We start from the raw sequence: 14,323 nt of genomic DNA, 5'->3' as shown, positions 1-14,323 counted from the left end.
TTGGGAAGGATTCCTTACCGGGACGAGGGCGGTCCCGCAACGAGAGGGTGCGGGCGGCCGACTCCCGTAGGGAGGCACCACATGAGTTCATGCTGGCGCAGCCGCGTCGCACTCGTCGGAACCGTCGTCCTGGCCGCATCGCTGCTGCCGTCGTCCTCCGCTTCGGCCACGAGCACCCAGACCGTCACCGTCGCCGCGAACCGGATGGTCCAGACCGTCGGCGAGGGTGGCCGGGCGGAGGTCACCGTCTCGGTGACCACGTCGGACGGACGCCCGTTGGCGACCTCGACGACCGTCCGCTACACCACGGGCAGCGGCACCGCCACCGCCGGCGCCGACTATGCCCCCGCCGCCGGCGCACTGACCTTTCCGGCCGGCAGCCGGTCCGGCACCGCCCGGCCGATCACCGTCACCGTCCACGTCGACCGGACCGCCGAGACGGCCGAGACCATCCCACTGACGCTCGCCACGGCCTCCACCGGCGCCACCGTCGGCGGCCAGCCGGTCCTGGTGGTCAACGCGCACGGCCTGCCGTACCTCGACCGGAGACTGCCGGTCGACCGGCGCGTCGCCGACCTGCTCGGCCGGATGACGGTCGAGGAGAAGATCGGCCAGATGACCCAGGCCGAGCGGGCCGCCGTGGCCGCCGACCCCACGCTGGTCGCGCAGTGGCGGCTCGGTTCCGTGCTGTCCGGCGGGGGCTCGACGCCCGCCACCAACACGCCGGCCGCCTGGGTCGACATGGTCAACGAGTTCCAGGCCCAGGCGCTGAGCACCCGGCTGCAGATCCCGATGATCTACGGCATCGACGCCGTGCACGGGCACGGCAACGTGTACGGGGCCACGGTCTTCCCGCACAACGTCGGCCTCGGGGCCACCCGTGACCCCGCCCTGGTGGAGCGGATCGGGCACGCCACCGCGACCGAGGTGCGGGCGACCGGCATCCCGTGGAACTTCGCTCCGTGCGTGTGCGTCTCCCGGGACGAGCGGTGGGGGCGCAGCTACGAGAGCTTCGGTGAGGACCCCGCGCTGGTCATCCCGATGGAGACCGTCATCGACGGCCTGCAGGGACGCCGCGCCGGCCAGCTCGACGACGCCGACCGGGTGCTGGCCACCGCCAAGCACTACGCCGGCGACGGCGACACCGACTACGACGAGGCCACCGCGGCCGCAAACGAGGGCAAGCCGTGGTGGGAGCAGCGGTACCCCATCGACCAGGGCGTGACGGTGACCGACCAGGCCCACTTCGCCCGGACCGACCTCTCGCCCTACGGTCCCGCCCTGTGGCGACACCGCGTCGGCAGCGTGATGCCCTCCTTCTCCAGCGTGGACTGGACCGAGGACGGGCTCGGCAACCCGACCAAGATGCACGCCAACCGGGAGCTGCTCACCGACGTCCTGAAGGGCCGGATGGGCTTCGACGGGTTCCTGATCTCCGACTGGGAGGGCATCCACCAGATTCCCGACCCGGCCGAGCCGACCAACACCGGCCTGACCGCGTACAAGGTCCGGGTCGGCGTGAACGCCGGCACCGACATGTTCATGGAACCGAACAGCGCCCCGCAGTTCGAGGAGCTGCTCCTGGCCGAGGTGACCGCCGGCCGGGTCAGCCGGGCCCGCCTCGACGACGCCGTGCGGCGCATTCTGCGCAAGAAGTTCGAGCTCGGGCTCTTCGAGCAGCCGTACGCCTCGGCGGCGAACGTCGACCAGGTCGGCAGCGCGAAGCACCGGGCGATCGGCCGGGACGCGGTGGCGAAGTCGCAGGTGCTGCTGAAGAACGCCGGGCGGGCGCTGCCGCTGCGCCGCGACACCAACCTGTACGTCGCCGGCCGCAACGCCGACGACATCGGCAACCAGGCCGGCGGCTGGACGATCACCTGGCAGGGCCAGTCGGGCGACCTCATCCCCGGCACCACGATCCTGGAGGGCATCCGGCAGGTGGCGCCGCAGGCCCGGGTCACCTACAGCGCGGACGCCTCCGCGCCCACCGGCGGCGCCGACGTCGGCGTGGTGGTGGTCGGCGAGACGCCGTACGCCGAGGGGTACGGCGACGTGGGCGGCCCGGAGTGCGGCTGGTGCTCGACGCCCCAGCAGGAGGAGAAGTCGCTGCGCCTGCAGCCCGCCGACCAGGCCGTGATCGACAAGGTCTGCGCCGAGATCGAGACGTGCGTCGTCCTGCTGGTCTCCGGACGGCCGCAGATCGTGACGGACCAGCTCGGCAAGATCGACGCCCTGGTGGCGTCGTGGCTGCCGGGCAGCGAGGGCGCCGGGGTCGCCGACGTCCTCTTCGGCCGGCGGCCCTTCACCGGCCGCCTCCCGGTGACCTGGCCGCGCAGCGAGGCCCAGGTGCCGATCAACGTCGGCGACCGGGACTACCAACCGCTGTACCCGTTCGGCTGGGGACTACGGACCGACCATGGCCGGTCCGGGCTGGCGGCCGTGGCCGACCAGCGGCCGGAGCTGCGCGCGGCGCTGGCGCCGGGCAACTGGAACGCCGACGGCTCACTCCGCAACGCGCCGGAGGTGCTGCGGCCGCTCGGCCGGCAGCTCGGCACGGGTCAGGGCTCCGCCGCGCGGAACGACGCGATCCTCGCGGTGGCCCGCGAGGCCGCCCAGTCCGCGGTCGTCCGGGGAAGCGCGCCGGCGGACTGGGCGACGCTGATCGCCGAGGCCGACCGCGCCCAGCTCGCCGACGATCCGGTTCGGGCGTTCACGCTGTTGGCCCGCGTCGCCACCTGACCGGGCCGGCCGCGCCGACCACCGGCGCGACCCCGGGTGCCGCCCCGCGCGGCACCCGGGGTCCGCCAGGCGGCCCGGGTGCCCGGAATGGGGACGGCGCAGCGCTTCAGCGCACCGGCGGGTACGACGCGGCTGCCCGCCCCTCGGGGCGGGCCCGCCGGGCCAGCCGCGCCCGCCGCCGGGTGCCGGTGATCCTGGTACGCCGCGGCCGGCGCAGCTCCCGGCGCAGCGGCGGACGGACCTCGGCCACCCCGGCCAGCGCGGCCTGGCGCACCATCCGGTTGGCGTCCTCCGGATCGCACCCCGTGCCCCGCAGCAGGTCGCTGGCGGCGGTACGAAGATCGGTGACGAGGGCGTCCCCGTACGACCGCACCCCCTCCGCCCAGGCCCGGCCGGCGAGGTGGGCGCATTCCCGGACCAGCTGCCGGGTCCGCTCGGGCTCCTCATCCGCCCGGCTCTCCCGGCGCAGCTCCGCCACGCCGTCACCCAACCGACGAACCGCCCGGGGCAGGCACTCCGGGACGGGTTCGCCGTACTGGAGGGCGGTCGCGCTCCAGCGGGCCAGGGCCCGGCTGGTGAGGATCAGGCGCTCCAGGTGTTCCGCGCTGCGGGCGTAGCGGTGGAACCGGGCCCGGCGGTGCCAGCGGGCCGGCGCCAGCGTCACCACCTCCTCCGCCCCGCTGAGCGACTCGTTCAGCCGCCCGATGTCCGCTTCCAGCCCCCGCAGCCGGTCCAGCGCCCGGATCGCGGCGTCGGCGTCCCGGCGGGACAGGGCGTCGGCCACCGCGTACAGCTGCTCGGTGACGGCGGCGAAGAGCGGCGCGGCCGCCCGGTCCACCACCCGCAGCGGATTGATCGGCAGCAGCAGCGCCACCACCAGCAGGCCGACCGCGCCGCCTACCAGCGCGTCGAAGACCCGGGGCAGCTCGAGGCCCCGTTCCATCGGGGCGAGCGTCGCGATCAGGACGGCGGTACCGCCGGCCTGCCCGACCAGGGCCCCACCCCGACCGGCCACCAGCAGCGCGCTGGCGATCGCCAACGCGACCACCGCCCCGGTCTGCCAGGGGCCGGAGCCGAGCAGGAACCGCAGCCCGTCACCGACCATGATGCCGATCCCGACCCCGGCCAGCAGTTCGAAGGTACGGCGGGCCCGCTGCCCGATGGCGGTGGCGATGGTGCCGACCGCCGCGGCCGGGGCGAAGACGTGCGCCCCGGGGCCGAGCAGGTACTGGGCGATCAGGGCCGCCAGCGCCGCGGCCAGTCCGGCCTGCACCGCGATCACGACGGTCACCTCGAGCTGGCGCAGCCGCACCCGACCGCCCGCGCCGCCGCGCCGGCGGGCCTCGGCCACCGACCGGACGGTCCGCTCGGCGACCGCGTCGAGCGCTGAGCGCACGGGACCGTCGCCCGGACGACGATGGGCCATGGCGGCGGTTACCCGGCAGGCACCCGTCCAACCTCCCGCCACCGCAGGCGCCCGTGACGAGGGCGGGGCGTCCCGATCGGGCCGGTGTGGGCGGTGTCGCCGCTCGGAGCGGGCGGGCTGGACCCGGTTCAGGTCGTGGCATCACCGCTCAGGCGGGTACGGCGGGCCTTGGACCCGGCCTCGTACGCGGCCCGGGCGGCCCGCGTCAGCGCGGTGGTCGAGACGGCGGCGACCGGCACGTCCCACCAGGCGCCGCCGTCCGGGCCGGCCTCGAACGGGTCGGTCTCGACGTGGACGACCGTGGTGCGCTCCGCCGCCCGGGCGGTGGCCAGCGCGGCCCGCAGCTGCGCCGTGGTGGTCACCCGGATCAGGTCCGCGCCGAGGCTCGCCGCGTTCGCGCCCAGGTCGACCGGGAGCCGGCCGCCGGCCCGGTCGCGGTAGGCGGTGCCGAGCCGCTGCGCGCCGACGCTCTCCGAGAGCCGGCCGATCGAGGCGAACCCCTGGTTGTCCACCAGCACGACGACCAGCTTCACCCCTTCCGCCACCGCGGTGGCCAGCTCACTGGGCAGCATGAGATAGGAGCCGTCACCGACCAGCACGAAGACCTCGCGGTCCGGCGCGGCCAGCCGGACCCCGATCCCACCGGGGATCTCGTAGCCCATGCAGGAGTAGCCGTACTCGACGTGGTAGCTCTTCGGGTCGGCGCTGCGCCACAGCCGGTGCAGGTCGCCGGGCATGGACCCGGCCGCGCAGACCACCACGTCGCGCGGCCCGGCGGCGTCGTTGACCGCGCCGATCACGGCGGTCTGGGTGGGCCGCGCCTCGGGGTCGGCGTGCCGGGCCCGGTCCGCCACGGCCGCCCACCGCTCGGTCAGGTCCGCCACGGACGCCCGGTACGCCGGCTCGGTGCCCCAGCCCGCGCACGCCGCGTCCAGCGCCGCCAGGCTCTCCCGGGCGTCCCCGACGACCTGCACCCCGGAGAGCTTCGCGGCGTCGAAGCCGGTGATGTTGACGTTGACGAACCGGGCGTCGTCGCCGAAGAGTGTGCCGGAGGCGGTGGTGAAGTCGCTGTAGCGGGTGCCCACCCCGATCACGAGGTCCGCGCCCGCCGCGATCTCGTTGGCGGCGGGGGTGCCGGTGACGCCGACCGCGCCGAGCGCGAGCGGGTGACCGTACGGCAGGGCACCGGTACCGGCCTGCGTCTCGGCGACCGGCACCCCGTGCTCCTCGGCGAATCGGCGCAGCGCCGCGCACGCCCCGCTGTAGATCACCCCGCCGCCGGCCACCACCAGCGGCCGCCGCGCCGCGGTGACGGCCCGGGCGGCCCGGGCGACCGCCGAGGAGTCCGGGCGGGGACGCGGCACGTGCCAGACCCGGTCGGCGAACAACTCCGCCGGCCAGTCGTACGCCTCCGCCTGCACGTCCTGGGGCAGCGCGAGGGTAACCGCGCCGGTCTCCACCGGATCGGTCAACACCCGCATCGCGGCCAGCAGCGCCGCCGGCAACTGTTCCGGCCGGTTGATCCGGTCCCAGTAGCGGGAGACCGGCCGCAGCGCGTCGGTGACGCTGACCTCGTAGGACCGCGGGTCCTCCAGCTCCTGCAGCACCGGGTTGGCCACCCGGGTGGCGAAGATGTCGCCGGGCAGCAGCAGCACCGGCAGCCGGTTGACGGTGGCCCCGGCGGCGCCGGTGACCAGGTTCGTCGCGCCCGGACCGATCGAGGTGGTGCAGGCCAGGGTGCTGAGCCGGTCGGTCATCCGGGCGTACGCGGCGGCGGTGTGCACCATGCCCTGCTCGGTGCGGCACAGGTGGTACGGCAGCTCCGCGCCCGCCGGCCCGGCCAACGCCTCTCCGATCCCGGCGACGTTGCCGTGGCCGAAGATGCCGAAGCAGGCCGGGATCAGCCGTCGCCGCGCCCCGTCGCGTTCGGACCACTGCCGGGCCAGGAACGTCACCAGCGCCTGCGCCACCGTCAGTCTGGGCATCACGCCTCCCGCGTCGTCGGGCCGGTCAGCGGCAGCCGCGGGTCCACCGGCTGGTCCGCCCAGCTGCCGCGGACCCAGTGGTGCCGGGGATCGTCCACACAGGCCATGCTCCGCGCCGGACCGGGCCCGGCCAGCACGTTGAGGTAGTAGAGGTGGTAGCCGGGCGCGGCCATCGACGGCCCGTGGTAGCCGTACGGGACGAGCACCACGTCCCCACCGCGCACCTCGGCCAGCACCTCGATCGGCCGTCGGGCGGTGCCGTAGACGCGCTGGTAGCCGACCGGGCCCCCGGGGTCGCCGGGCACGCCGCCGGCCACCTCGAAGTAGTAGATCTCCTCCAGCTCCGCCTCGACCCGGCCGTCGTCGTGGGTCCGGTCCTCCTCGTGCTTGTGCGGCGGGTAGGACGACCAGTTGCCGCCCGGGGTGAGCACCTCCACGGCGACCAGCCGGTCGCAGTCGAACGCCTCCGGGGAGCAGAAGTTGTTGACCTGGCGGCTGGCCGGTCCCGCCCCGCGCAGCTCGACCGGCACGTCCCGGGCCGCGCCGTAGCGGGGCGACAGCCGGCGGGTGGCGCGCGCCGACGGCAGGGCGAACCGGCCCTCGCCCCGCACCGTCACCGTGGCGTCGCGCGGCAGGTACGCGAAGTCGGTGACGGCCGCGAACACCGAGGCGCGGCCAGCCAGGGTGAGGCTCAGCCCGTCGCAGTGCACCGTCGCGGCGCCGGCCAGCGGCAGGACCAGCATCTCCTCGTCGCCGGTGGCGAAGCTGACCGTGCCACCGGGGGGCAGGGTGAGCACCCGCAGCCCGGCGTAGCGCCAACCGGCCCGTTCGGGGGTGACCTCCAGCGCCCACGGCGCCCGGGTGGTGGTGCCCCAGGGCAGGTGCGCCTCGACGGCGCTCACGCCTGCTGTCCGGTGGGGAGCAGCGATCCGGCCAGGTCCACGGCGGCGGCCACGTCGTCGCCCGGCGGGTAGAGCAGCGCCCGGCCGACCACCAGGCCGCGCACACCGGGCAGCCGCAACGCCCGGGCCCACCGCGCGTACACCACGTCCGGCGCCTCCACCGGGTCGCCGCCGAGCAGCAGGACCGGCAGGGTGGTCGCGGCGATCACCCGTTCCATCTCGTCGATCGCCGGCAGTTTCAACCAGGTGTACGCGGAGGTGGCGCCGAGGGCCTGGCCGACGCTGACGCCCTTGATGACCGCCTCGGGGCGCAGGTCGGCGTGCACCCGGCCGTCGGTGCGCGCCACCCAGAGCGGCTCGACGAGGGCCACCGTCCGGTGCGCCGCGAGGGCGGTGACCGCCCGGGCGCAGGCCTGCAGGGTCGGGGCGGTGCCCGGGTCGTCCGGGTCGATGCGGCAGAGCATCTTGCCGCCGTCGTAGCGCATCGCGGCGATGCTGTCGGCGTCGTACGCGGTGAACCGGTCGTCGAGCTCGAAGGTGGCGCCGGAGAGGCCGCCGCGGTTCATCGAGCCGATGGCCAGGCGGTCCTCCAGCGCGCCGAGCAGCAGCAGGTCCTCCAGGACGTCCGGGGTGCCGAGCACGCCGTCGACGCCCGGCCGGGACAGCGCCAGGCGCAGCCGGTCGAGCAGGTCGGCGCGCCCGGCCATCGCCATCGGCCGGTCCCGCACGCCGAGGGCGCCGCGGGCGGGGTGGTCGGCGGCGATGATGAACAGCGGCCGGCCGTGGTCCGGCCACGGTCGGCGGGTCCGGCGGGCGGCGGCCTCGGCGATCGCCTGTGGCCGGTGGGCGCGGGTGAGGGTCAGCGCGTCGTACTCGGTGCTCACCGGTCTTCTCCTCCCCGGGCGGCGGTCGACGACGCCGGTTCCGACTGGACGGCACGGGCCAGCGCCGCGGTCTCGGCGTGATCGGGCATGGCGGCGGAGCAGGCCAGGCGGGAGGCGACGATGGCGCCGGCGGCGTTGGCGAAGCGCAGCGTCCGCTCCAGCGGCCAGTCGCGCAGCAGGCCCAGACAGAGCGCGCCGCCGAACGCGTCGCCGGCGCCGAGCCCGTTGACCACCGTCACCGGCACCGGCGGTACCCGGACGGTCTCGGTGCGGGTGCGGGCCAGCACCCCGGCCGGCCCGAGCTTCACCACCGCCAGCCGGGGCCCACGGTCGAGCAGCAGCCCGGCGGCCCGCTCGGGGTCGCGGGTGCCGACGGCGATCTCCACCTCGTCGAGGTTGCCGACGGCCACGGTGACCCGCGGCAGCACCTCGGCGACCGCGGCGGTGGCCGCCGCCGGATCGGACCAGAACATCGGCCGGTAGTCCAGGTCGAGCACGGTGTGCGGGCGCCCGTCGCGGGCGACCAGCGCGGCCGCGTGCGCGTCCCGGCTCGGCTGCTGGCACAGGCCGGTGCCGGTGAGCCAGAAGACCCGGGCCGCGGCGATCGCGTCCAGGTCGAGTTCCTCGGGACGGATCTGCAGGTCGGGGGCGGTCGGAGTGCGGTAGAACCAGAGCGGGAAGTCGTCCGGCGGGAAGATCTCGCAGAAGGTCACCGGGGTGGGCAGCCCGTCGACCGGGTGGACCTGGCTGTCGTCGACGCCGAAGTCGCGCAGCGCCCGGTGCACGTAGTCGCCGAACGCGTCGGCGCCGGTGCGGGTGATCACGCCGGCGCGCAGCCCCTGGCGGCTCGCCGCGACGGCCACATTGGTTGGACTGCCGCCGAGGAACTTGCCGAACGTCTCGACCTCGGCCAGCGGCGTGCCGATCTGCAACGGATAGATGTCCACCCCGACCCGGCCGATGGTGAGCACATCGAGCATGCGGCGTCCTTCCCCGGCCAGGCGATGCCGTGCCCGCCGGCCCTGCCCCTGATTGGTAACAGCGCTCTACGAGTTCTGTCAATGTGTTGTCATGACATCCGCCCTCTGCGTTCGGTGACCACTTCGGTACAGTGGCGCCCATCATCGTGCCCCGAGATCCCGCTCGTGCCCAGCGAGGAGGTGCCGTGACCGGACCCGAGATCGCGGTCGACCGGAGCAGCCCGGTCCCGCTCTACTTCCAGGTCGCGGAGCAGTTCGCCGCGGCGATCCAGCGCGGCGACCTGGCGCCCGGCGACCGGCTGGACAGCGAGTTGCAGCTCGCCGACCGGCTCGGGTTGTCCCGCCCGACCGTGCGACAGGCGATCCAGCACCTGGTCGACAAGGGACTGATCGTGCGCCGCCGCGGAGTGGGCACCCAGGTGGTGCGCGGCGAGGTGCGCCGGGCGGTGGAGCTGACCAGCCTCCACGACGACCTGCTGCGCGCCGGCCAGCAGCCGTCCACCTCGGTGCTCGAACTGGCCACCGTGGCCTGCCCGGCCGAGGTCGCCGCCGCGCTCGGCGTACCGGCCGGCAGCGAGGTGCAGCACCTGCGCCGGCTGCGGTTCTCCGATGGGGAACCCCTCGCGGTGATGGAGAACTGGCTCCCGCCCGACCTGGTCCGGCTCAGCATGGACGCGTTGCAGGCCAAGGGCCTGTACGCGATCCTGCGCGCCGGTGGCATGCGCATCCGTGGCGCCCACCAGCGGATCGGCGCGCGGGCGGCGACCGCCGCCGAGGCGCAGATGCTCGGCGAGCGGCGCGGCGCGCCCCTGCTCACCATGACTCGCACCGCCTACGACGACCAGGGCCGGTACGTGGAGCACGGCGCACACCTCTACCGGGCCAGCCGCTACTCCCTCGAGGTGACCGTCGCCGAGCGGTGACGGTGGATGTTTCGGGCTCATTTCAGTGACAGGTATTTACGTCGTCAGGCTGTCATGACATTGTGGCCGCAAACACCGCCGGCGGCGGACGTGCGGCCGGCGGGCGACCCGCGAGTCTCTTCGAAGTCTCCTTGCGAAGGGAAGCAGCCCATGACATCCAAGCCGAGACGCGCAGCGGGCGTGCTCGCCGCGTTCACCACCCTTGCCCTGGGCCTCACGGCCTGCGGCGACTCGTCCGAGCCGGCCGGCAAGGACGCCAAGAACATCACCCTCACGATCTCCGCCAACTCCATCATGGGCGGCAAGAACTCCGCCGGAGCGGAGTGGATCGAGAAGTGGGTCATCCCCCGGTTCGTCGAGGCGCAGAAGGCCAAGGGCGTCACCGCCAAGGTGACGTTCGTGCCCAGCGGCGTCGACGACGAGCAGTACAAGACCAAGTTGGCCCTGGACCTGCGCTCCAAGGGCGGCGCCGACGTCATCGCGGTGGACGGCATCTGGGTGGGCGAGTTCGTCCAGGCCGGCTACCTCAAGCCACTGTCCGAGGTGGCCGGCGACCAGGCCAACTCCTGGGACGGCTGGTCGCAGATCCCGGAGACCGTGCAGGGCCTCGGCAGCTTCGAGGACAAGCGCTACGGCATCCCGCTCGGCACCGACGGCCGCGTCCTCTACTACAACAAGAAGCTCTTCGCCCAGGCCGGCCTGCCCGCCGACTGGCAGCCGAAGAGCTGGCAGGAGCTCCTCGACGCCGGCGCCAAGCTCAAGGCGCTGCCCGGGGTGACCCCGATCCAGATCAACGCCGGCACCGCGATGGGCGAGGCGACCTCCATGCAGGGCGCGCTGCCGCTGCTGGTCGGCGCCGGCGGCGAGATCTACAAGGACGGCAAGTGGGCCGGGGCCAGCCAGCCGGTCAAGGACACGCTCGACTTCTACACGAAGATCTACGGCGGCGGCCTGGGCGATCCCAAGCTGCAACAGGAGGCGAAGGGGCGCGACAAGTCCTTCGCGGAGTTCGCCGCCGGCAAGATCGGCATCCTGGCCGAGGGCGACTACTTCTGGCGCAGCGTCATCAACCCGAGCACCGGCATCGCCAAGATGGCCGACCGGGACACCGCCGTCGGGTACGCGCTGATCCCCGCCAAGCAGCCCGGCGCGGGCATCCGCGGGCAGGACTTCGTCAGCATGTCCGGCGGCGGCGTACGGGTGCTGAACCCGAACTCCAAGTTCCCGTCCCAGGCCTGGGAGCTGCTGTCGTTCATGCACTCGGCGGAGGCGGTCAAGGCCGAACTCGCCGGCGAGGCACGGATCACCGCGCGGATGGACGTCAACAAGGAGGTCCTCGCGGGCGACCCGATGCTGAGCTTCGTCACCGAGAAGGTGCTGCCGGTCACCGCGTACCGGCCGCCGTTGGCGGTGTACCCGCAGGTGTCGGTGGCGCTGCAGGAGGCGACCGCCGCCGCCGCGTCGGGCCGGAGCGCCGACGAGGCCGCCGGGGCGTACCAGAAGAAGCTGGAAGGGATTGTCGGTGGCGCAGGTAACGTCACCTCCTGACCAGGTGGTGGAGGGGAGGCGCCCGGAGACGGGCGCCTCCCCGGCCCCCGACGCCGCCGGCCTGGGCCGGGCCCGGGCCACCGGGTTCCTCGTGCCCAGCATGGTGCTGATCCTGCTCTTCCTCGTGGTGCCGGCCGCCTGGACGATTTACCTGGGCGTCACCAACTACCGGCTGACCGGCCTGGCCGCCGCCAACCCGGAGATCGTCGGCCTGGACAACTACACCCGGGCCCTGAGCGACGAGCGGTTCCGTTCCTCGCTGGTGCTGACCCTGCAGTTCGTGCTCGGCTCGGCGGTCATCGGCCAGGCCGGGCTCGGCTTCGCCATCGCCTTCGCGCTGCGCGACCGGCGCGGCCCGCTGCGCCGGGTGGTCGAGGCGTTCGTCCTGCTCTCCTGGATCCTGCCCAGCTCGGTGGTGGCCTTCCTCTGGATCGCCCTGCTCGACCGGGATGGTGGCACCCTCAACACGCTGCTCGGCATTCCGGGCACGGCCTGGCTGCTCGACCACCCGATGCTGTCGATCATCGTGTTCAACACCTGGCGCGGCACCGCGTTCTCGATGATGCTCTACGCCGCCGCCCTGGAGAACGTGCCCCGCTCCCACCTGGAGACCGCCCGGCTGGCCGGCGCGTCCACCTGGCAGCAACTGCGCGACGTGGTCTTCCCCCGCATCCGCGGGCACGTGCTGACCAATCTGCTGCTGATCAGCCTCTGGACGTTCAACGACTTCGCGCCGTTCCTCATCACCGCCGGCGGCCCCGAGCAGCGCTCGGAGATCCTCCCGGTCTACGTCTACAAGGTGGCGCTCTCCGGCGGTGAACTCGGCTTCGGCGCCGCGATCTCGTTCGTCATGCTGCTGATCAACCTGGTCATCGCGCTGGTCTACCTGCGCATGCTGGGCCGGCGGAAGGAGACGACGTGAGCAGCGCGACCAGCACGGCGCCCGCGCCGACCACCGACCCGAAGGCCGGCACGGAAGCCGTCCGGCACCTGCTCGGCCGGGTCGCCCGCTACACCTTCCTCTGCGCCGTCCTCGGGTTCTTCGCGCTGCCGCTGCTCTGGCTGGCCACCGCCCCGTTCGACGACACTCCGACGATCACCGCGTCGCTGCCGCGGTTCACCCTGGACAACTTCCGGGCGCTGCTCGACAACCCGTACGCGCTCAGCTCGCTGCTCAACTCCGTCTACCTGGCCGGCGGCACGGCGGCGCTGGTGGTGACGTTCGGGGCGCTGGCCGCGTACGCGCTGAGCCGGGTCCGGGTGCCCGGCCGCGACGCGCTGCTCTACGGGCTGCTGCTGCTCTCGTCGATCGTCACCGGCACGGCGACCATGGTGCCGCTGTTCGAGTTGGCGTTCCGGCTCAACCTGATCGACTCCCGGCTCGGCGTCATCCTGATCCTCACCGGCGGGCTGCTGCCCGCGGCGATCTTCATCCTCAAGGACTTCATGGACGGCACCCCGACGTCCTACGAGGAGTCCGCCCGGGTCTTCGGCGCCAGCCCGTTGCAGATCATGCGGCACATCGTGGTGCCGCTGGTCCGCCCCGGCCTGGCCACCGTCGGGGTGTGGGCGGTCGCCAACGTCTGGGGCAACTTCCTGGTGCCGTTCCTGCTGCTGCGCGGGCCGGAGAAGGCCCCCGCCGCGGTGATCATGTACACCCTCTACACCGAGGGCGGCCAGGCCGACCTGCGGTTGCTCTCCACGTTCTCGCTGCTCTACTCGCTGCCGGTGGCGCTCATGTTCGTCTTCGTCAGCAGCCGGTACGGATTCCGCTTCCACGGAGGGATCAAGCGCTGATGTCCGCCATCACCATGCGCGACCTGACCAAGGTCTACCCCAACGGGGTGCGGGCCCTGGACGCCCTCGACCTGGAGATCGCCGACGGCGAGTTCTTCGCGCTGCTCGGGCCGTCCGGCTGCGGCAAGACCACGCTGCTGCGCACCATCGCCGGGCTGGAGGTCGCCTCCGGCGGCGACGTGCACATCGGCGACCGCACCGTGACCAACCTGCCGCCCGGCAAGCGGGACGTGGCGATGGTCTTCCAGGACTACGCGCTCTTCCCGCACATGACCGTGCAGGAGAACATCGCCTACCCGCTGCGGATCAAGAAGATGGACCGTCGCGGCCGGGCGGAGAAGGCGGCGGAGACCGCCGACGAGCTGGGCCTGTCCGCGTTGCTGCAACGCCGCCCGGGGCAGCTCTCCGGCGGGCAGCAGCAGCGGGTCGCGCTCGCCCGGGCGATGGCCTGCCACCCGCAGGTCTTCCTCCTCGACGAACCGCTGTCCAACCTCGACGCCCGGCTGCGGCTGGAGGCGCGTACCTTCCTCAAGCGGCTGCAACGCGAACTGGGCGTCACCACCGTCTTCGTCACCCACGACCAGGCCGAGGCGCTCGCCCTCGCCGACCGGATCGCCGTCATGGAGGGCGGCCGGATCCGGCAGGTCGGCACCCCGACCGAGGTGTTCCGCCGCCCCGCCAACACCTTCGTCGCCGGGTTCATCGGCTCCACCCCGATGAACCTCGTCGACGCCGAGGCGCAGGACGGCGAACTGGCCGTCGCCGGCACCCGGCTGCCGATGCCGGACGACGTCCGGGACCGGGTCAGCGCCGGCGAGAAGCTCGTCTACGGCGTACGTCCCGAGTACCTGGACTACTCCGCCGAACCGGTGCCGGGGGCGCTGAGCGGGCAGGTGGTCGTGGTGGAGAACCTGGGCAGCTTCTCGCTGGTCTCCCTGGACGTGGCCGGCGGGGACGTCGCCGGGGCGGCGGGGACCAGCGTCCAGGTCGTCGTGCCGGAGGGGCGCGAGCCCGAGCCCGGTGACACCGGCTGGGTGGTGCCCCGGCCCGGCCGGTCACTGCTCTACCGGGACGGCGAGCTGGTGAGCGGAGCGGCGACGGCCGTGCCCGCCGCGCGTACCGGCGCGGAGCAGTGAGCC

11 protein-coding genes are annotated in these 14,323 nt (G+C 73.7%); 6 read left to right on the top strand and 5 right to left on the bottom strand.

The window, feature by feature from the left end:
- Positions 1-81: 81 nt before the first annotated feature.
- Positions 82-2,739 carry a glycoside hydrolase family 3 N-terminal domain-containing protein gene (locus M2302_RS19480; RefSeq protein ID WP_280839284.1) on the top strand — a complete coding sequence of 886 codons (2,658 nt, stop codon included), beginning with the start codon at positions 82-84 and terminating at the stop codon, positions 2,737-2,739.
- A 106-nt stretch (positions 2,740-2,845) separates the two neighbouring features.
- On the opposite strand, the gene M2302_RS19475 is transcribed toward M2302_RS19480, so the two are convergent.
- From M2302_RS19475 to iolC, 5 genes are all read right to left on the bottom strand, one after another.
- Positions 2,846-4,135, bottom strand: coding sequence for an FUSC family protein (locus M2302_RS19475; protein WP_280839283.1), 1,290 nt, complete (start codon positions 4,133-4,135; stop codon positions 2,846-2,848).
- A gap of 158 nt (positions 4,136-4,293) precedes the next feature.
- A complete protein-coding gene (gene iolD, locus M2302_RS19470) occupies positions 4,294-6,150 on the bottom strand; it encodes a 3D-(3,5/4)-trihydroxycyclohexane-1,2-dione acylhydrolase (decyclizing) (protein WP_280839282.1) in 1,857 nt (618 codons plus the stop codon).
- Positions 6,150-7,052 carry a 5-deoxy-glucuronate isomerase gene (gene iolB, locus M2302_RS19465; protein WP_280839281.1) on the bottom strand — a complete coding sequence of 301 codons (903 nt, stop codon included), beginning with the start codon at positions 7,050-7,052 and terminating at the stop codon, positions 6,150-6,152. The genes iolD and iolB overlap by 1 nt, the downstream gene beginning before the upstream one ends.
- Entirely contained in the window at positions 7,049-7,936 is an 888-nt protein-coding gene (locus tag M2302_RS19460) for an aldolase (RefSeq protein ID WP_280839280.1), read from the bottom strand. Before M2302_RS19460 ends, iolB begins: the two co-directional genes overlap by 4 nt.
- Positions 7,933-8,916, bottom strand: a complete 984-nt coding sequence (gene iolC / locus M2302_RS19455; protein ID WP_280839279.1) for a 5-dehydro-2-deoxygluconokinase — start codon at positions 8,914-8,916, stop codon at positions 7,933-7,935. Before iolC ends, M2302_RS19460 begins: the two co-directional genes overlap by 4 nt.
- Before the next feature lie 185 nt (positions 8,917-9,101).
- On the opposite strand from iolC, the gene M2302_RS19450 reads away from it, so the two are divergent.
- The 5 genes from M2302_RS19450 to M2302_RS19430 all read left to right on the top strand — a co-directional run bounded on the left by M2302_RS19450 (position 9,102) and on the right by M2302_RS19430 (position 14,320).
- Entirely contained in the window at positions 9,102-9,839 is a 738-nt protein-coding gene (locus M2302_RS19450) for a GntR family transcriptional regulator (RefSeq protein WP_280839278.1), read from the top strand.
- A gap of 150 nt (positions 9,840-9,989) precedes the next feature.
- Positions 9,990-11,387: an extracellular solute-binding protein gene (locus M2302_RS19445; RefSeq protein ID WP_280839277.1), complete on the top strand. Its 1,398-nt coding sequence runs from the start codon at positions 9,990-9,992 to the stop codon at positions 11,385-11,387.
- Positions 11,362-12,309 carry a sugar ABC transporter permease gene (locus tag M2302_RS19440; RefSeq protein ID WP_280839276.1) on the top strand — a complete coding sequence of 316 codons (948 nt, stop codon included), beginning with the start codon at positions 11,362-11,364 and terminating at the stop codon, positions 12,307-12,309. Before M2302_RS19445 ends, M2302_RS19440 begins: the two co-directional genes overlap by 26 nt.
- Complete coding sequence (locus M2302_RS19435) at positions 12,306-13,184, top strand: carbohydrate ABC transporter permease (RefSeq protein WP_210778670.1); 879 nt, start codon at positions 12,306-12,308, stop codon at positions 13,182-13,184. The genes M2302_RS19440 and M2302_RS19435 overlap by 4 nt, the downstream gene beginning before the upstream one ends.
- Positions 13,184-14,320: an ABC transporter ATP-binding protein gene (locus M2302_RS19430; RefSeq protein WP_280839274.1), complete on the top strand. Its 1,137-nt coding sequence runs from the start codon at positions 13,184-13,186 to the stop codon at positions 14,318-14,320. Before M2302_RS19435 ends, M2302_RS19430 begins: the two co-directional genes overlap by 1 nt.
- Positions 14,321-14,323: the final 3 nt, after the last annotated feature.

It is taken from the genome of Micromonospora sp. A200 (assembly GCF_029893845.1).
Taxonomy (GTDB): domain Bacteria; phylum Actinomycetota; class Actinomycetes; order Mycobacteriales; family Micromonosporaceae; genus Micromonospora; species Micromonospora purpureochromogenes.
This window is presented reverse-complemented; position numbering and strand designations above follow the sequence as displayed.